The organism is Nostoc sp., from assembly GCF_036919675.1.
Lineage (GTDB): Bacteria > Cyanobacteriota > Cyanobacteriia > Cyanobacteriales > Nostocaceae > Nostoc.
This window is the reverse complement of sequence record NZ_JBALCP010000135.1, coordinates 61452-79862: the sequence shown is the minus strand read 5'-3', so window position 1 is coordinate 79862 and position 18411 is coordinate 61452. Positions and strand designations below refer to the sequence as shown.

The window sequence follows — 18411 nt, the reverse complement described above, 5'->3', positions numbered from 1 at the left end:
AGTGAGAGAGAAAAATTACAGCAGTTTTCATTTAATTGAACCACATATGTTGTAAGGGCACAGCAATGCTCATACGTGTCAACTTAAGCTACAACCTTCGTAAAATCTCGTTTCCAGTCTCTGGCTGGAAATGCACACCCTGGCGGCAGAGCCGCCAGGAGAGGGAGGCGGAGCCTCCGAACTGGCATTCCCAGTCGGAGACTGGGAACGAGATATAGCGATGAAAGCGATCGCACATCCAAAAGATGAAATATACAAGGGTACAAGCTCAGTACAAGTGCCCAATGCCCCACTTATCTTGTCCGTAATAACTGCACGAAAGTATTACTCACTGTATTGTCTTTGGTGTCGGCGGCGTATTGAATCAATTCTTCCCGCAGTTCTTTGGCTGCATCTATCTCAAGTAAGGTTGCTAGCAAGAAATAAACACCACGAAAACGCGGATCGCCCATTCTATCAAGTAGTAGTCCTTCGGCGGCATCAGTTTCGCCGAGAAAGTTTTGCACTAAGAAGAAATCCATGATTTTATCGTGGCGGAAGTACCATTCTTTCTTGGCTTCGCCTTTTTCACCTTCCCACTGACGGCTGACTACCATTTTGTATTTTTCATCTGACAAAGACATGGCAACTTGGTGAAATTCATCTGCGGGTAAGGCTTGTTTGTCTTCGAGTCGCATTTGGTAGACGGCGGCTGAGAATTTCTTTAAGGGAAATTCTTGATTCCATTCTTTCAGGTATTCTGCCGCCATTAAATTGTATTGCTGTTCTTGCAGGCGAAACAAGTTTGGATATTTACCTTGTGATAACATCAGCGCTACCACAGTTAAATCCATTGGATTGGAAAGAGTTCGTTGGGCAGCGTTTAACTCTTCTTTGGCTTGTTGCTGTTTGAGGACTTCTGTTAAATATTTCGTGCAGGCTTTTTCGTAATCAGCACCTTTAACTTGGGCATCTTTGGGGAGTCGCGGCTGACGGGATATCAAAAACTCTTGAATTTGTTGTTGCTCAAGGGGTTGCAAGTAGTATGTTTTTGCTGTTGAGGGCGGTATCCACTCTAGGGGCTGGGTTGTCATTATAATGTTGCCCCGGAAATAGCTTTCGACAAATTGGCAGATTTTTGCGCGTGTTTCGGCGGTGACTTCGTTGAGTCCGTCGATGCAGATGTCAATTGCACCACTGTAAATCAGGTTTTTCAGGAAGCCGGCATCTTGGGCTTGGCCGTGTAGCTTGTCTTGGATAGCTTCAATTACGCCTTTATTACACTTTTGGGCGGGGAGATAGACAAGAATTCGCTGGGAGTTTTTCACCAGATGGCGCAAAAACATCGACTTGCCTAAACCAGAATCGCCTTCTAAGACAATTTGCCCTTTGATACTGGGTAATGCTGTGGTAACTGGGAGGATTTCTTCGGAATTGGGAATTTTAACTCTGGACTCTGGGAAGTATGTTTTGTCATTAAAGTTATCTAAGCCGGCATCGGCTAATAGAGATGGCTGGAACGGCTCAAAGAGTTTGCGGCGCAGGAAGGGAACCCAGGCGAGGAGAAAGCCGACATAGCCGATACCGAAAATTCGGCGTACCCACGGGTTCCAGAAGAAGATGGCTTGGACTTGGGGGAATTTGGGGTAGGCGAAGATTAGGGCTAGCCAAACGACTGCATGAGAGATGATAGTGATTCTAGCTTTAAAAAACCACTGCGATACATCTAGATTATTTATTGCTGACTGCACTGCATCAGCATAAGTGGAGTTAACTTTTTTGAGGTTGCTGTAATGACTTTGTAGTAAACCAATATCTTGTAATTTCCAAAGAACGTTTTTCTTAGCGGCAACTTCAGAAATTTGTTCTGCTAGTTCTCTTTGCAGGTCTGGCAGAGAATCACAATCTTTCCAGGCTTTCTCGAAAATTTTCATTGTTTCGACTCCCTGGTTATATGTCAGCTTCTGTGGTGGCATTTTAGGTTTACCAACCCATTGCATAAGAGTTTCTAGTTGTGGTTCACCACCTCCCAAAAAATGAGCTAAAAACCTGATTTGATCAATCTCAGAAGGATAAGAGTGAACTGAATCTAGAACTTGCAAAATAACTGGCAAATCTTGTTGCCCTAGTTTCATGAGTGCCTCTGTTGCTGCTTTACGGACCTCATAGTCAGAACCTTTGAGCAGTGATACAAGTTGTGGAACTTGTTCCTTGACTTGCATCTCCCCTAGTGCATCTGCTGCTGCTTTACGAATATACCCGTTAGAATCTGTGAGCAGCGGGGCAAGTTTTGGAATTTGTTCCTTAGCTTGCATCTGCCCTAGTACCTGTATTGCTGCACCACGGACACCAAGGTCAAAATCTGTGAGCAGCGAGGCAACTTGTGGAATTTGTTCCTTGGCTTGCATCCGCCCTAGTACCTGTATTGCTGCATAACGGGCATACGCTTGAGGATCTGTGAGCAGCGAGGCAACTTGTGGAGCTTGTTCCTTAGCTTGCATCTGCCCTAATGCCTGTGCTGCTGCACTACGGACACTAGAGTCAGAATCTATGAGCAGCGAGGCAACTTGTGGAACTTGTTCCTTGGCTTGCATCTGCCCTAATGCCTGTGCTGCTGCTTTACGGGAAACTGCTGAATCTTTATTCTGCAACTGTTTGGCAAACTGTTTTACAAGCTCATCATAGTTTTTAATCTGCGTTTTAGCGTTATCTAGCTGATATTTCTGTAAGTTTTCCGTTGCTTTAGCTCTGACTTCGGGTATTGGGTCTTTTAGGGCTGCTACGATACCGTTAATCTGCCATGCTTCCAGTTTAGGTTTTTCTTCAGCGTTTACCCAAGGTAGAGAGAGGAGAAAAGTCAGGAGTAGGGTGAAACAGAAAAGCAAAAAGAGCGAAAGCTTGTTAGTGTGGCAGGGAGTTGTAAGCATAAATCAGGGCAAGGCGGCAGATTGCACGCGGTTATGAGTATAATAACAACCTGGCAATTCCTAATTCCTGATTGAGAAAGTCGAATGTTATGGGGTAAGCTCCCTAGCTTTCATAGTTCATAGGACGGGCGAGACGCCCATCCCACAAGAATAGTTAAATATTTTTTGGTTGGAAATGCCTTAATTTTTATTGACAAATATCAAAGACTCTCCCGCGAGTATCAAAGACTCATCCACGAGTATCAAAGACTCATCCACGAGTATCAAAGACTCGTTTACGAGTATCAAAGACTCGCCGACGAGTATTAAAGACTCTCCCGCGAGTATCAAAGACTCGTCCACGAGTATTAAAGACTCTACCGCGAGTATAAAAGACTCGTCCACGAGTATCAAAGACTCGTTCACGAGTATTAAAGACTCATTAATGAAGTTCAACTACTGATTCACGGAGTTCAAAGACTATAGCACTTCTTGTTTGAATGCACTACACCCCGATAAACGGTAAGGGCACAGCATTGCTGTGCCCCTACGAACGTTTGTATTTGATGCCAGCGAGAACGGCTATAAACCTCTGGCAATATTTGCCTATAAATCAGATGCAGCTTTGCTAGGTTTATTTTTGATAGCTTTAAAACGATCGCCTAACTGTTCAGCAATAGTTTTTAACCCTGGAGTTTTCTTCGCAGCAGTCTTCACGTAGTCGTAAACTGTCAAACTGCTACCCATTGCTTCGCTGCCGACTGCCATTAAGGTATCATCTACTTGTTCTGTCAGTTGTCGCAATCCAATCAAAAGTTCAGTAAGCGTCGCTGCTAGTTGATAATCCCGCACAAACTCATCTACATTAAAGCTGGCTGGGAGAATTTCTCGGTTAGACTGGGCGGTAGTCAGGCTGGTGTTGACAAAGGCTAGGCTTTTATCGCCCATCTTAAATAACTTGCGTCGTTCTTCCACACTCAGGGTTACGAGAAAAGGCATCTTTGCTTGGATAGTTGCAAAGGCTGCTTTAATTTCTTGGATATCTGCTGGGGAAAGGGAAGCGGTGATGTTTTGGTAAGCCATTGAATATTTACTGTGGTGAATCTGTTTGTTATGATTCCCACTGGTAAATGCGATCGCACATCTCAACGTCAACCTGACTTTTCACGGTATCTGGAAAACCTCACTTCTATTTCTCTCTCCTAAAAGGTGTGTATACACAAGTCGTATTACCCCCCTTAATCCCCCCTTGTCAAGGGGGGAAACAGGAAATCTGGTTCCCTCTCCTTTCTAAGGGGAGGGTTAGGGTGGGGTAATACGAGAGTCCAAACCCAGGTTCGTAAGATATTTCCAACTTGTGTGTACACCGTAGCCTAAAAGGAGGAGCCACTGCGTTGGGCGGCTCTGCCGACTTGAAGCATGTGGCGTCAGAGATTTTGAACATTGTTGTCCATCTTTGGTCTACGAGATTGCTTAATTGTTCTACAGAATGCTGATCTGATTTAACTGCGTAGGTTCACCGGGCCGCCGGAAAATTCCAGGCGTTCCACAATTGGATCGTTGATATCTTGGGGTAAGTCTTGGCGAATTAGAGCGATCGCATTGCGGACATCATTGGTGGCGCGATCGCTATTTGTACCCAAAATAAAATTGATTGTCGTTTTAGAATTCCCATCACTGACGGTGGAAATCATATAATCAATATTGCCCAACCCCGCGACGGCATCTTCAATTTTTTCGTCACTTGGGATTCTAGTTCCGCTGGCCCTGCACCCAGTTGGGTAACTTTGCTCAAAACTGTTGGCACATCAATATTTATTTGGGTTAGTATCAATCCCCAAGGATATGAAGGAGAACCAACCTACTACGGACATTAGGGAAATACGAATCCGACCTCGGAATCAATGCTTCTATGCTGAGTTCGTCTATAAGATGATTTCACTACCGACTTACGATCTCAATCAATCCAATATGCTTGGAATCGATCCAGGAATCAATAATTGGCTAACGTGTGTGTCAAACGTAGGGACTAGTTTTATCATCGACGGCAAGCATCTTAAGTCGATGAACCAGTACTACAACAAACGCGTCTCTACGCTCAAAATTTTTAATAAGTGTAATTACTTAAAAGATGCTAAAAAAATTTATGTAGATTATGATACATAAAATTGTCTAATCTTATTTAGCTACTCTAGGTCACACACCATTGGTATTTACCAAAGTAACCAGATATGTTCAATGCCACTGAAATTTTAATTGATGCCTTTGTAAATGAAATTCGAGAAGGCTACCGTCGCACCTATGGCTGCTTCAAAAATGATTATCAGGACATTATCGCCTGGGCTGGTAACATGGCTTTGGAAAACATTGCCAATAGCGACGCCCTTTACCACAATGTCGAACACACTGTTCTTGTTACCCTGGTAGGTCAAGAAATCTTACGTGGCAAACACATTCGGGAAGGCGGTGTTTCCAGTGAAGACTGGTTGCATTGTATCATTTCTTTGCTGAGTCATGATATTGGCTACGTTAAGGGAGTTTGCCGACAAGACCGAGAAACAGCAGGCTTATATGCCACGGGTAAAAATGGCAAAATGATTTCTGTCGCTCCTGGCGCTTCTGATGCCAGCCTGACGCCGTATCATGTTGATAGAGCCAAGCTTTTTATTGATGAGCGTTTTGGAGGTCATAAGTTGATAGATGCTCAGGCAATTAAGAGCAATATTGAATTGACTCGATTTCCCGTGCCTGCGGCAGAAGATCATCAAGATACAAAGTGCTTTGCAGGATTAGTCCGGGCTGCTGATTTGATTGGTCAACTAAGCGACCCACGTTACCTGAAGAAAATTACTTCTTTATTTTACGAGTTTGAAGAAACTGGTGTAAATAAAGTTTTGGGCTATAAAACCCCTGCCGATTTACGGAATAACTACGCTAAATTTTACTGGAATGGCGTCTATCCCTATATTCAAGACGGACTACATTATCTATCATTGACACAACAGGGAAAACAAATTCTCGCTAATCTTTACTCAAATGTGTTTGTTGTAGAACATGAAAAACAACAGGAAGAACAGCAGCGGTATTTAGAGAAGTTAGGAGTGGGGAGTTGAGACGCGATTAATCGCGTCTGTACAGGAATTAGGAGTTTGGAGTTTGGAGTTGAGAATTATTAATCATGAATTATGAATTAAGATAAAAGTTTAATAACTTATAACTCATAACTTATAACTCCTAACTACTATGGATTGGTGGCGACGACTGAAGAAAAATCCTTTGGCACGATTTGGGGCAATTTTGCTGTTAGTTTTCTACATAGCAGTAATTGCAGCCGATTTCGTGGCTCCTTATGACCCCTATGCTTCACAGGCCAATGGTTCACTGCTGCCACCAACTAAGATACACTGGGTTTCTCAGTCAGGACAGTTTATTGGGCCCCATGTTTATCCGACGACTCAGGGAGATACTAATTTAGAAACAGGCGATCGCCAACTCGTTGTAGACTTCAAAAAACCCTCACCTCTGCGTCTATTTGTCTCGGGGCCAGAATACCGATTGTTGCAGATGAGTTTGCCATTACCCCCGAAGTGGGATGAAGTCACAATCTTTCCTGGTATCCCCTTAAATTGGCATTTGTTTGGCACAACAAGTGGGGCAAAATTCAACATCTTGGGCACTGATGACCAAGGCCGCGACGAATTTAGTCGCCTGCTGCATGGCGGCCGCATCAGTATGTTTATCGGGATTTTTGGTATTATCATTGCCTATCCTCTCGGTTTGCTCATCGGGGGAATTTCTGGCTATTTCGGCGGTATGACTGATAGCATCATTATGCGCTTGGCAGAAGTAGTAATGACTTTCCCTAGTATTTATCTTTTGGTGACTTTGGGAGCAGTCTTACCAGCTGGTTTAAGCAGTACCCAGCGCTTTTTGCTGATTGTGGTGATTACTTCGGTTATTCGCTGGGCTGGTTTAGCACGGGTTATTCGCGGACAGGTACTATCAATTAAAGAGCGAGAATTTGTGCAAGCGGCACGCGCAATGGGCGGGAACCCACTTTATATCATCCTTCGCCACGTTTTGCCGCAAATGGCTAGTTATATAGTTATCTCTGCTACTCTTGCAATTCCTAGCTTTATTGAATCAGAAGCGATACTGAGTCTCATCGGCTTGGGAATTCAACAACCAGACCCCTCTTGGGGCAATATGCTTTCTCTGGCTAGCAATGCTTCAATTTTGGTACTGCAACCTTGGTTAATCTGGCCGCCGGCTGTGCTGATTATTTTCACAGTGCTAGCATTCAACTTACTCGGTGATGGCTTGCGAGATGCACTTGACCCCCGTAGTTTAAGAAGATAAGCCCTCAGAATAGCAAATGCGATCGCTGAAGTAGCAAATGCGATCGCCGATATAGCAAATGCTGTCGCTGAAATAGCAAATGCGAGCGCCTATATAACAAATGCGATCGCTGATATAGCAAATGCTGTCGCCGACATAGCAAATGCTGTCGCTAAAATTAGTCCGCGAAGGCGGACTTTGACTGTGTAGCCGCGAATTCCATTCGCCTTCTATTCGCCTTCCATTAGCTGAAAAAATCCGCTACTGTTGCAAAACCCAACGGCGAAACAGTTCCACCATAATTCGCCAGCTTCCCTGAGTTTCCTCAACGACATCATGACGCTTCAGAGTATTCAGCGCTTCCTGTAAATCAGCGTCGTTCATACCTGTAGACTGAGCCAAGACATCCAGACTTAGCCCCTCTGGGTGAGGTGCAAGTATTTCTAGAATTGCCTGTTGACCATCAACACCCCGCGCCGCCTGACCCCAAACCCCATCAAAGTAGTAGCGTCCCCGCTTGAAAAACTCAGGGTTATTGATAACTGCTTCCACGTCTTCCACCGTGAAAACTGTGTCACGGGGTCGTCCTTGCTCAAAAACAAAGTCATTGTAGCGGCGCACTAGCTGAAAACCCACGAGTTGCACTAAATATGGTTGACCATGTGTTAAAGCATAGATTTCATCTAAAGCTTCCGGGATGTAGTCGAGGGGGAAGTCTTCATTACCTGGGTTAGCGAGAATTTGGCGAGTAGCTGCACCTTCCTGAAAGCCTACATGAATAGGAATGACGCTAGCAAAGAAAGGTTGGAAGTAATCTGCTGTCATCTCCTCCAAGGTGTGCAAACCAGCAAAGGCAAAGGCGATTTTAGAACTCATTTGCACCAAACCCCGCAGAAAACCCATAAAATCGATAGGGATTTTTTTCGCTTCAATCAAATCTTCAATTTTCTCGAACTCGTCTAAGGCGATGATTAACCCACCATCTAGCTTTGCTTCTACCTGTTTTAAATAACGTTCAAAAGTCCGGTAAGGGAGATTTAGTAAATCAGCGTCAGCTGGTGGTGGAAGTTTTACAGTTTGAGAAATTTCATCACAAATTGCCATTAGCACTTCACCCACACCTTGGGGGCTATCTCCCAAACGTAGCAAGTTGACATAAGCTAGCTGTATTTGTGAGCCTAGACAGTTAGCAGCGTTAACCAGAATGGAAGTTTTACCCATGCGCCTGTGACCGTAGAGAACTACAGACTGGAGTTGATTACCCATCACCCAGAGTTCTTCTAACTGTCTGATGATATCTTCTCGCCCAATAAAGAGATGACCTTGAACGGGGTCGCCTACAACATAAGGATTAACCACAGGTTTGGTGATGGAAATTTCTCCCACTTCACCAGTAATTTGTAAAAGGCTTTCTTTCCAAGTTTGAGCGATATCTATGATTAACCCTCGCTCTGCTTGCGGTAAGGTATCAGCTTGATTTAGTATATTTGTCAGTTCGCCTAATGCTCGGTTAAGAGCTAAAGACCTGGCTAAACGTGAGACGCTGCGCTCTACAAACTGGACATCCTCAACAACTCGACGCAGATTAGTAAGTACTTTCCAAGTAACTGGACGTAAAAGCGGTTCCTGTGGAAAAGGAGGAACTTGGATAGTAGCAATAGAGACTGGTTTTTTAGCTTTATCAAACGCCGTTAGAGTTTGGGCAAGAGTATACATTTCCTTGCCATAGAGTAGAGAACGCACTACAGCAAAAGCCTCTATTGCTTTCGCTGGCTCATATTCATACAGATGCCAGAAACCAGCAGCAGCAGCACGGGCAGGAGTATCTAAACGAGTATCTGTGTTAAAACGAGCCTGTAAACTTTCTCGCCAAGAACGAGGGAAGAAAAAGTAGATAGAGAACAAATCTTTGATAAAATTTGACTTTAGGGTTTCATTTAGAGAAGCTGAAGCAAAACGTACTATATTCCAATCAAAAGGATTTGCCGCCAGTCGAGAGACATTCCAAATAAGTTGCTCTGAGGAGATTTTGGCAAGTACTCTATTGACTGCTTGGACAACGGGAATGAATTGTAGGGTATATGCTAGCAGTTCATTTGTATTATGTAAACCTGTTTCCCAATCATTTTGCAACCAATTTTGCAAGCGCCAAACAAGATTAGGAAGCGGAAGTGGAGTGATGCGGGGGAGTAGCCAACTAGTGTTTTGGATGATTCGCAAGTTTAAAGGTGAGCCAATAAGCCAGGTTTCTAGACGCAGTAACGCCACGCCTCCCGCCACGCCTCCCGCCACGCCTCCCGCCACGCCTCCCGCCACGCCTCCCGCCACGCCTCGCGCCACGCCTACCGCCACGCCTACCGCCACGCCTACCGCCACGCCTACCGCCACGCCTACCGCCACGCCTCGCGCCACGCCTCGCGCCACGCCTCGCGCCACGCCTCGCGCCACGCCTCGCGCCACGCCTACCGCCACGCCTACCGCCACGCCTCGCGCCACGCCTACCGCCACGCCGAACCAATCAACTGAAACATTTACAGTCTGAAAAAATAGACCTACAGCTACAGGTGTAACTACTGTTAAAACTAATCCTTGGAACAGTAACTGACGTTGAATAGCATTTTGACGCAATAACTCCCATGCCTTCCGCCAATTCATTTCCCTTTCAGGAATATACCCACCCCCGAATCTATCCACATACCACCGCAAAGCTTGGGGAAAGAAAAACACCCAGTACAAAAGGCGCAGATAATCTAAGGGATTCCATAATGAGAGGGGACGCTTCAACTTGGGCGCTAAGTTTAGGCGGGGTACAGGAGTCATTATTCAACCTCCATCATCACCCGTGAAGAACCTAACCCCCCAGCCCCCTTCCCTATGAGGGAAGGGGAAGTAGGAGTAATCTTGCTCCCCTCCCCTCGTAGGGCAGGGGTTGGGGGAGAGGTCAAAGTAATATCATTCATTGCAAACTCTCCACATACCGCGAATAAGTTCGATAACACAATTGCATCAGTTTGCGAGGATGTCCGCCACTTTCTTGGATAAGTTGGATGATTTCCTCCTCAGTAAAATTGACTAAATTGTTAGCCAAACGGTTGGTAATAAAAGCACGCATAGTAGCTTCATCCCAAGGATGAATGTGTTCCTCTTGGCAAATACCTGCCAACGGAGAAGTATTACCTTGCTCGTGACTATCCTTAAAAAGATTGTTCAGGGAATCGGTGGCAGCTAAAATCAGCTTCAACGGGGCATTACTTCCTTCAGCTAAACCGCGCAAATAATCCCTTATTTGGCGAGTAAAACCTTCCCCTGTCAGTTTTCCTACATTGTCTATAGCCAGTAGTATTTTACAACTTCGCAAATTGCGGGTTAATTGATAGTCTTTACTTTCGGGTATACCAATCTCGTGGCACAAATCACTATAAAATTGACTTTCATTATGAAGTAAATTCAAGTCTAAGAAAATTGGCTGACGTTTACCTTTGAGAAGACTTTCCGCTTGTTGCAAAATCATCCATAGCAACGAGGATTTTCCGATTTCCTCTTCCCCAATTAAAACAACACTACTACCGCTATTCAGTATCTCAAATACTCGCCGTATTTCGCGCTCTCGGTCAAAGAATAGATGCTTTTCTTCTACTCTGCCATTAAAGGGAATAAAAGGATTATGATTTTGCTGCGCTGGATGATCTGACTGTAATTCATCTCCTGGCGTTGGATTAATTATTTCTATATTTTTTTTTTGGGAAGATGAAGCTTTTTCTAAATGCTGTTTATATCCTCCTTCAATTGAGTTTTTAAAATTTCTTTTTGTAACTTTTATTTCTAAATATTGTGTAATTTTTTTGCATAACTTTGCACCCATATCTCTCACATGTTCTGCACTGTAAGAACCATCATTAACAATATCTGTATACTCCTTCCTTTCCCACATCCCCAAAAAGAGCTTTACTTCCAACTCATTTAAGACTTGCTTTCTCTTTTCCGCAAGCAGTCTATTAATGAATTCCAACGCTTGTTTTGAGTCCATTAGGCGTAATTGAATTGGCAGAGTAAATTTTAAAATTAGCCATTAGTGTAATACTTTACCCTACAAACCTACATTTGCCTACTTTCCCCTACAACAATTTAATCACTCAAACTCCCTACTAACGCCTACCTATAGAGCCTGTGTCTCAAGTGATTATGGTGTTACAGCAAAAAAGTTAAGGAGTTTGAGAAATGACAACAACTTTTAGACAACAGCTTATACTTGCTCTTATCGCTGCCACTGCCACCATCGTAACTGCCGGAGTGCCTGCCATAATAGGGCGTGACAACAAGCCTTCTCCAGAACCAAAGCCCTCTCCTACTCTCACTTCTACAACATGTGACAAAGTTCTTGCCGCTAAAGTATGCGTTGATAATCTCACGGTGCAGGTTAATAGTGATGAACCTAAAGAAGTGAAAAATGGCGATCGCATACCTCTAAAAGCTAAAGATACTCTAAGATTATCAAACCTCAGCTATTGCATACCATCTCAAGCTCTAGTCAATCGAGTAGAAGTAAAAGCGTATCTGTTTAAGAATGGAGTTGAGAGTTATGAAAATGGTCTTTTCACTTCTAGTAACTTTCCGATTAATGCTAGTTGTCATAATATTGGGAATTTCCAAAAAAGCTGGAAGCTTGAACCAGGACAGCACCGAGTCAACATCCCTATTGTTAAATTTGTTGGCAGCAACAGAATTGTTGACAATACTTTCTACTTTATCTTGGATGTTGGGCAGTAATTTCAGTTGCCTGTACACACAAGTCATCGAATCAAAACAAAAACCTCACCCTGTCCTAACGGACATCCCTCTCCTTAGTAAGGAGAGGGACAGGTTTTGCGTAGCATAACCAGGGTGAGGTTTTTGATTACTGAATCAATGCTCTAATAGCGAATTCGCGGATCTACATAAGCATTTAAAATATCAATTAAAATGCTGGCACTGACAACGATCGCACCAAAAAATACTAGTACTCCCTGGACTGTGGGATAATCGCGATCGGCGATCGCTTGATATAGTCTATTCGCTAACCCAGGCCAAGAAAATGTTACTTCTGTCAAAATCGCCCCACCCAATAGAGATGCAAAGGTTAATCCCAAGACTGTAATTACTGGAATTAGAGCATTTTTTAAGGCATGGGAGACTAAAATCTTATTTTCACCAATACCTCTGGCTCTAGCTGCTTCTACATAATCTGCTTGCAAGGTTTGCTTTAAGTTCACTCGCACAATTCGCTCAAAAATCCCACTGAGCAAAATTCCTAGTGTGAGACTTGGTAGGGCAAGATGGTGCAAAGATGTGAAAAACTGGGTGAAGTTTCCACCGAGTAAGCTATCAATTGTATACAATCCAGTGACAGGAGTGGGAGCCGGAAGATTAGGCGGAAAGCGGTTGGAATTGGGAAACCAACCCAATTGAACTGAGAAAATCAACTGCAAAAGCATTCCCGCCCAAAACATGGGGAGTGCATAGGTGATGATCCCAAACAAGCGCCCACCGACATCGAAATATGTCCCAGGACGAGAAGCCGAAAGAGTCCCAACGAAAATTCCAACGATGAGTGCAACCGCCATACTACATACTGCTAACTCCACCGTCGCCGGAAAATATTGTCCAATTATGTCCCAAACATTCTCTCCCCGACTCAACAAAGAACTTCCCAAGTCAAAACGCAGTATACTTCCCAAATAATTGAGGTACTGTAGCCACACGGGAAGGTTTAAACCGAGTTGTTTTCGCAATTCTTCTTTAGCTGCTTCTGGCGCACGTCCACCGAGAATTGCATCTGCTGGATCTCCTGGTGTTGCTCTTAGTAAGAGAAATACAATGGTGATAATCGTTAATAGCTGAAGTGGCGCGAGAAGCAACCGAGAAACAATGTAATATTGTAAAGCTTTAGAGCGAGACATAAGCAATTCAAAATTTAAAATTCAAAATGCAATTTTTGAAAGCATCTTGGCTATTGACTGGATACGAAACATATTTACTTAAGAACCAAAAGTCAAAATTGAAATATTGAACATAACCCTTTCAAAGTGACTTATAAAATCTCTTTATTCTCTCTGTGCCGCGTCAGTTGCTTCAAGTCGGGGAACCCGCCCAACGCACTGACTTCTCTGCGTCTCTGTGGTTAAAACGTAATTAAATTAACTACAGAGGCACAGGTAACACAGAGGTTAGAGGTTAAGGAGTAATTTCTTGTCCCCTTGACTTTTTAACTACTTTTTAATTGTCTGGTAAATCAAAATTTGGGTGGGGTTAAGTTGTACGCTGTTCACACCTTTTTGGGCAAATACATAATCCTTGCTTTGCCATAAGGGAACGTAAGGTACATCAGTAGTTACTTGCGTTTGAATTTCTGTAAAAATTTTCTGACGCACTTGGGGGTTTTGTTCTTTGCGTTGCTGATCAATCAGTTTATTCATGGTTTCGCTATAGTAAAACGAACCCTGACTTTGACTGCCTCCATCTTCACATCCCTTAGCAACTGAACCTTTATCACAAGACAAAAATGGTTGGACGTAATTATCTGGGTCTAAAAAGTCTGGATACCAATCAAGTAAAGCTGCTGGATATAATCCCTTGGTAATGTCTTTAAAGAAGGCTGGCCCTTCAGCGGGGGTGACTTCAAATTGCAGGATTCCATCCATTTTGACATCGACAAGGGATTTGAGTGTCTGTGCTGCCAAAGTACGAGTAGGTGAACTAGAAGGATACCAAATTTGTACTTTGGCGGGATTTTCTTTAGAGAAACCAGCAGTACTTAACAATTTTTTAGCTTGCTCAAAGTTAGCATCGCCATATTTATCTTTAAATAATGGCTGGGAAATATTGAACGTCGTGGGAATCATACTATAAAGCGGATCTGCTTGACCAAGTAACGCCCGCTCATTTAAAAGTGGACGGTCAATTATTGACGCGATCGCTTGTCTTACCTCTAATTTATCTAAAGGCTTTTGATTTCGATTTAATACCAGATAACTTACTACACTACCTTCCGCTGCGATCGCTTGCCAATCCCCTTTTTTACCACCTTCTTCCAAGCTGCGATTTTGATCTGGCTGTAGCGACAGATAAGCTACATCGACTGCACCTGTACGGAAAGCATTAAACAAATTAACCGGACTAGTTTGAATTTGGAGGTTAACACCCTTGTTAGCTGGTTTTTCTCCCCAATACTTATCAAACGGATCAAATCGGATTGAATCAGTACCATACTGTCCTAATTTGTAAGGGCCAGTCCCCACAAAAATATTCGGCTTAAATTTACCAGCACCGAGTTCGTAAGCTTTTGGTGAAACTGCACACACCCCAGGAAACGCCAACAGTGAGGGAAACGCTGAAAAGGGCTTTTTCAGCTTAATTGTTAACTCATACTCGCTTGTAGTTTTTACCGAATCTACTATATCAGCTAGTAAGAATGAGGGTTTACCTTTATTTTCAATAAAGCGCTGGATTGTAAACGCCATTGCTTGGGCGTTGAAGGGAGTCCCATCGTGAAAAACCACTCCCTGACGTAAGGGCATGGTATAAGTTAAGCCATCTTGACTGACTTTAGGTAATGCTGTAGCTAGCTGGGGCTTAATTTCCGTGCTTCCTGGTTCGTAGGTGTAGAGGCGATCGCTCATATTAAACACCAAACCTAAGGATGCTAACTCATAAGCATCAGCCGGATCAAGGGTTCTCGGCTTTGCTGTTGTACCTATAGTAATACGACCATCACCTGTAGGGCTATTTACAGAACCGGATGGTGGCGTAGAAAGCTTAGGACGAGGAGCGCAACTAATAACTAAAAATAAACATAGACAGAACAAAGATAGGAATTGTGTAATCCGACCCCACCGTTTCACGGACAAGGAAAACCAGGTCATGGCAATAATATTTTTGATATCAGCGGTCAGTCATTTTACTACATTTGTGACTATTTTGCTGAATCTTCATAAATATAGTGGTTCTCGGTTCTCGTACCCTGCCTTAAGCCGCTACGCGTCTATGGATGGAACACCCACTTTGGTTGCCAATGCCTATGGCTTAGTATATACGTGTAAAAAACAGAACTTGCACACCAAGTGAGAGAAAACTTGTTCTACATTATGACTCCGTAACCTTCTAAATCAAAAATTTGTGGCGGATGCTCAACTTCATGGTTAAGGGACTGACAAAAAATAAATTATCCAAAATTATTTGTACATTTGTAGGGGATCTTGGCCTTGCGCTCCTACGATGGGATATTTTTTTAACTGGAAGTCCCTAAGTTTATTGCTACTGTGCGATGTCTACGATGGTCACTGAGCGGCTGGTGAGCGCACTTGTACTGAGCGCAGCCGAAGTAGTCGAACCATGTCGTACCCCTACGAGGATCTTGCAAGCAAGAGCGTCTCGTAGAGAAGTGCGGGCTAGCTCGAACGCAAGAGCGTCTCTAAGACTCGCTAACGCTTTTCTACGAGACGCTGCGCGAACGCTATCGACGTCGCACTATTTGTTACAAAAAATTATTGACAAAAATACAGAAATTTACATTTGTTAAATACAGAAAAATTTTTATTTAATTAAGATTTTAAACATTGGCTGAATTTGTCGTAAATTCATAGTTACTAGTGAATAGATTTGTTTAGCTTTGACCGTAGTCCAAGTAATGTACATAATAAGACGGGAGCATGTTACTGCTTGGACATAACTACCTGTTGAGCGGTTTCTCCTAGAGATCGGCTGCATGGTTTTACTTACAAATCTAGTGTTTATACATCAGCGAAATCAAGCGATCGCGATATCGTGAACAGCAGATTGAAAGTCTAATAGTGAGACTAAGACCGTGAAGTATTTCTTTCTATCTGAGGGATGGACAGTTGCTAGAGTCTGGGCATCTGATGGACTCTGGCAAATCACTGCATGGCGACGCCAACCAGATATTCAGCGAATGAATATTTGCATAGTGGAACAAAACGAATTGCTATGGCTTTATCGAGTTGAAGAAGCCGTTTTAACCGTGGAAGTTAAACCAACAACACCAGCAATCGCCAGTAAGACTATAGGTCAAGTAGTACTCAAGCGTTTGATGAGCGCTGAACAGGTAATTGAACGCTTGGGTACAGCTGAGACGAAATGTCAACTGCAAAACATCCAATTGGTGGTTCAGTAGGAGAGCAGGGGGGCAGAGGGGAACTTTCTCAGGGTCTTCCCTATTCCCTCCACCTCTGTAGTCTCTTCGCCTCTTCGTAAAGAAAAGATAAGCAAATTTAATCTATGATGGGTATTGGTAGCGAAAAAACTTGGAGATGCTACGCGATCGCATCAATTTACACGCTTGCAAACAATTCAATCAATAGTTACACTTTTTAAAACATTCTCATTTTTGCTTGGCGGTGGCTACCCTACAAGGTAAACCTCCCGAAGCGAGTAAGCATTGCCAAAGCACCTATGCTGTCTGACTTAAAAGACTAAGCTGTGGTAAAACTCTGGCTCTGGCAATAACAAAAAACAAGAGAGAGTCTTCTGAGTGGCGGCTTTCGTTTCTCAGAATCTCAGTAAGAAAATTGCTTTGTAAACTAACTCATCGAGGAGGAGCGTAGTCAATGGGACTACCCTGGTACCGAGTACATACAGTCGTTCTGAATGATCCAGGGCGGCTGATTTCTGTACACCTGATGCACACAGCCTTAGTAGCAGGCTGGGCTGGTTCGATGGCACTCTACGAACTGGCTGTTTTTGACCCTAGCGATTCGATTCTCAACCCGATGTGGCGTCAAGGGATGTTTGTCCTGCCCTTCATGTCACGTTTGGGCGTCACCCAATCTTGGGGTGGTTGGAACGTTACTGGTGGTCCAGCAACTGATCCTGGCTTCTGGTCATTTGAAGGCGTTGCTGCGGCTCACATTGTTCTTTCAGGTCTTTTGTTCCTAGCCGCCGTATGGCACTGGGTTTACTGGGATTTGGAACTCTTTAGAGATCCCCGCACTGGTGAACCCGCCCTAGACTTGCCAAAAATGTTTGGCATTCACCTGTTCTTATCTGGTCTACTTTGTTTTGGCTTTGGTGCTTTTCACGTCACCGGACTATTTGGGCCGGGGATTTGGGTTTCTGACGCTTATGGAATAACTGGGGCTGCCCAAGGAGTAGCACCGGAATGGGGCCCAGATGGTTTTAACCCATATAACCCTGGTGGCATTGCGGCTCACCACATTGCTGCTGGTGTTGTTGGTATTATTGCAGGCTTATTCCACCTCACAGTTAGACCCCCCGAACGGCTCTACAAAGCCCTACGGATGGGGAACATTGAAACAGTACTTTCTAGCAGTATTGCAGCAGTCTTCTTTGCTGCTTTCGTTGTTGCTGGTACTATGTGGTACGGTAACGCCGCCACTCCGATCGAATTGTTTGGCCCTACCCGCTACCAATGGGATCAGAGTTACTTCCGTCAAGAAATTCAGCGCCGCGTCCAAACAAACGTTGCCCAAGGTGCAACCCTTGACCAAGCTTGGTCGGGGATTCCCGAAAAGCTGGCTTTCTATGATTACGTCGGTAATAGCCCCGCTAAAGGCGGTCTATTCCGTACAGGGCCTATGGTCAAGGGTGATGGCATTGCCCAGTCTTGGCAAGGTCACGGCGTATTCAAAGATTCTGAAGGACGGGAATTGACCGTGCGTCGTCTCCCCAACTTCTTTGAAACCTTCCCAGTGATTTTGACCGATGCAGATGGAATTGTCCGCGCTGACATTCCCTTCCGTCGGGCAGAATCTAAGTACAGCTTTGAGCAATCTGGTGTCACCGTCAGTTTCTACGGTGGTGATCTAAACGGTAAGACCTTTACAGAGCCAGCTGATGTGAAGAAGTATGCCCGTAAGGCTCAAGGCGGTGAAATCTTTGAATTTGACCGGGAAACCTTGAACTCTGATGGTGTATTCCGCACCAGTCCTAGAGGTTGGTTTACCTTTGGACACGCCGTATTTGCCCTGTTGTTCTTCTTTGGTCATCTCTGGCATGGCGCTCGGACAATCTACCGAGACGTGTTTGCTGGTGTTGATGCGGATCTAGAAGAGCAAGTTGAGTGGGGTCTGTTCCAGAAAGTGGGTGACAAATCAACCCGCCGCAAGGAAGCCCTTTAATTTCAGTGCTGAGTTATGAGTCCACAGTTGAGAGTTAAGGCTCTGACTCAGCACTAAGA

General features: G+C 44.1%; 12 protein-coding genes and 1 pseudogene. 6 read left to right on the top strand and 7 right to left on the bottom strand.

Features of this window, described 5'->3' with window-relative positions; translation table 11 throughout:
• Positions 1-293 precede the first annotated feature (293 nt).
• From V7K49_RS32380 to V7K49_RS32370, 3 genes and pseudogenes are all read right to left on the bottom strand, one after another.
• Complete coding sequence (locus tag V7K49_RS32380; RefSeq protein WP_335209305.1) at positions 294-2906, bottom strand: HEAT repeat domain-containing protein; 2613 nt, start codon at positions 2904-2906, stop codon at positions 294-296.
• 585 nt (positions 2907-3491) lie between these two features.
• Positions 3492-3968 carry a hypothetical protein gene (locus V7K49_RS32375; RefSeq protein WP_335209304.1) on the bottom strand — a complete coding sequence of 159 codons (477 nt, stop codon included), beginning with the start codon at positions 3966-3968 and terminating at the stop codon, positions 3492-3494.
• A 373-nt stretch (positions 3969-4341) separates the two neighbouring features.
• Positions 4342-4759: pseudogene (locus V7K49_RS32370) on the bottom strand (efflux RND transporter permease subunit); the annotation flags it as partial.
• Between V7K49_RS32370 and V7K49_RS32365 the strand changes: the two are divergent.
• The 3 genes from V7K49_RS32365 (at position 4731) to V7K49_RS32355 (ending at position 7244) form a co-directional block, all read left to right on the top strand.
• A complete protein-coding gene (locus V7K49_RS32365; RefSeq protein ID WP_442948715.1) occupies positions 4731-5051 on the top strand; it encodes a transposase in 321 nt (106 codons plus the stop codon). The pseudogene V7K49_RS32370 and the gene V7K49_RS32365 overlap by 29 nt on opposite strands.
• A 65-nt stretch (positions 5052-5116) precedes the next feature.
• On the top strand, positions 5117-5998 hold the full coding sequence (locus V7K49_RS32360; RefSeq protein ID WP_298919289.1) for an Npun_R2479 family HD domain-containing metalloprotein: 882 nt from the start codon (positions 5117-5119) through the stop codon (positions 5996-5998).
• Between the two features lie 130 nt (positions 5999-6128).
• Positions 6129-7244, top strand: a complete 1116-nt coding sequence (locus tag V7K49_RS32355) for an ABC transporter permease (protein WP_334875053.1) — start codon at positions 6129-6131, stop codon at positions 7242-7244.
• A gap of 240 nt (positions 7245-7484) precedes the next feature.
• Here V7K49_RS32355 and V7K49_RS32350 read toward each other — a convergent pair whose 3' ends face one another.
• Both V7K49_RS32350 and V7K49_RS32345 read right to left on the bottom strand, forming a co-directional pair.
• A complete protein-coding gene (locus V7K49_RS32350; RefSeq protein WP_335209303.1) occupies positions 7485-10043 on the bottom strand; it encodes an AAA family ATPase in 2559 nt (852 codons plus the stop codon).
• A gap of 136 nt (positions 10044-10179) precedes the next feature.
• On the bottom strand, positions 10180-11178 hold the full coding sequence (locus V7K49_RS32345; protein ID WP_335209302.1) for an AAA family ATPase: 999 nt from the start codon (positions 11176-11178) through the stop codon (positions 10180-10182).
• Positions 11179-11441: 263 nt separating this feature from the next.
• Between V7K49_RS32345 and V7K49_RS32340 the strand changes: the two genes are divergently transcribed.
• On the top strand, positions 11442-11990 hold the full coding sequence (locus V7K49_RS32340) for a hypothetical protein (protein ID WP_335209301.1): 549 nt from the start codon (positions 11442-11444) through the stop codon (positions 11988-11990).
• Between the two features lie 143 nt (positions 11991-12133).
• Here the strand turns inward: V7K49_RS32340 and V7K49_RS32335 are convergent, their stop codons facing one another.
• A complete protein-coding gene (locus tag V7K49_RS32335) occupies positions 12134-13159 on the bottom strand; it encodes an ABC transporter permease (RefSeq protein ID WP_335209300.1) in 1026 nt (341 codons plus the stop codon).
• A gap of 309 nt (positions 13160-13468) precedes the next feature.
• Positions 13469-15121, bottom strand: a complete 1653-nt coding sequence (locus tag V7K49_RS32330; protein ID WP_334875063.1) for an ABC transporter substrate-binding protein — start codon at positions 15119-15121, stop codon at positions 13469-13471.
• A gap of 941 nt (positions 15122-16062) precedes the next feature.
• Here V7K49_RS32330 and V7K49_RS32325 point away from each other — a divergent pair.
• Together V7K49_RS32325 and psbB are read left to right on the top strand one after the other, a co-directional pair.
• Positions 16063-16389 carry a hypothetical protein gene (locus V7K49_RS32325; RefSeq protein ID WP_273763381.1) on the top strand — a complete coding sequence of 109 codons (327 nt, stop codon included), beginning with the start codon at positions 16063-16065 and terminating at the stop codon, positions 16387-16389.
• A 433-nt stretch (positions 16390-16822) separates the two neighbouring features.
• Positions 16823-18352, top strand: a complete 1530-nt coding sequence (psbB, locus tag V7K49_RS32320) for a photosystem II chlorophyll-binding protein CP47 (protein WP_334875065.1) — start codon at positions 16823-16825, stop codon at positions 18350-18352.
• The last annotated feature ends 59 nt before the right edge of the window (positions 18353-18411 follow it).

Excerpts from the sequence above, each read along its gene's own strand:
- V7K49_RS32360 (WP_298919289.1), top strand. The coding sequence starts at position 5,117 with ATGTTCAATGCCACTGAAATTTTAATTGATGCCTTTGTAAATGAAATT.
- psbB (WP_334875065.1), top strand. The coding sequence starts at position 16,823 with ATGGGACTACCCTGGTACCGAGTACATACAGTCGTTCTGAATGATCCA.
- V7K49_RS32335 (WP_335209300.1), bottom strand. The coding sequence starts at position 13,159 with ATGTCTCGCTCTAAAGCTTTACAATATTACATTGTTTCTCGGTTGCTT.
- V7K49_RS32375 (WP_335209304.1), bottom strand. The coding sequence starts at position 3,968 with ATGGCTTACCAAAACATCACCGCTTCCCTTTCCCCAGCAGATATCCAA.
- V7K49_RS32355 (WP_334875053.1), top strand. The coding sequence starts at position 6,129 with ATGGATTGGTGGCGACGACTGAAGAAAAATCCTTTGGCACGATTTGGG.
- V7K49_RS32365 (WP_442948715.1), top strand. The coding sequence starts at position 4,731 with ATGAAGGAGAACCAACCTACTACGGACATTAGGGAAATACGAATCCGA.
- V7K49_RS32340 (WP_335209301.1), top strand. The coding sequence starts at position 11,442 with ATGACAACAACTTTTAGACAACAGCTTATACTTGCTCTTATCGCTGCC.
- V7K49_RS32350 (WP_335209303.1), bottom strand. The coding sequence starts at position 10,043 with ATGACTCCTGTACCCCGCCTAAACTTAGCGCCCAAGTTGAAGCGTCCC.
- V7K49_RS32380 (WP_335209305.1), bottom strand. The coding sequence starts at position 2,906 with ATGCTTACAACTCCCTGCCACACTAACAAGCTTTCGCTCTTTTTGCTT.
- V7K49_RS32330 (WP_334875063.1), bottom strand. The coding sequence starts at position 15,121 with ATGACCTGGTTTTCCTTGTCCGTGAAACGGTGGGGTCGGATTACACAA.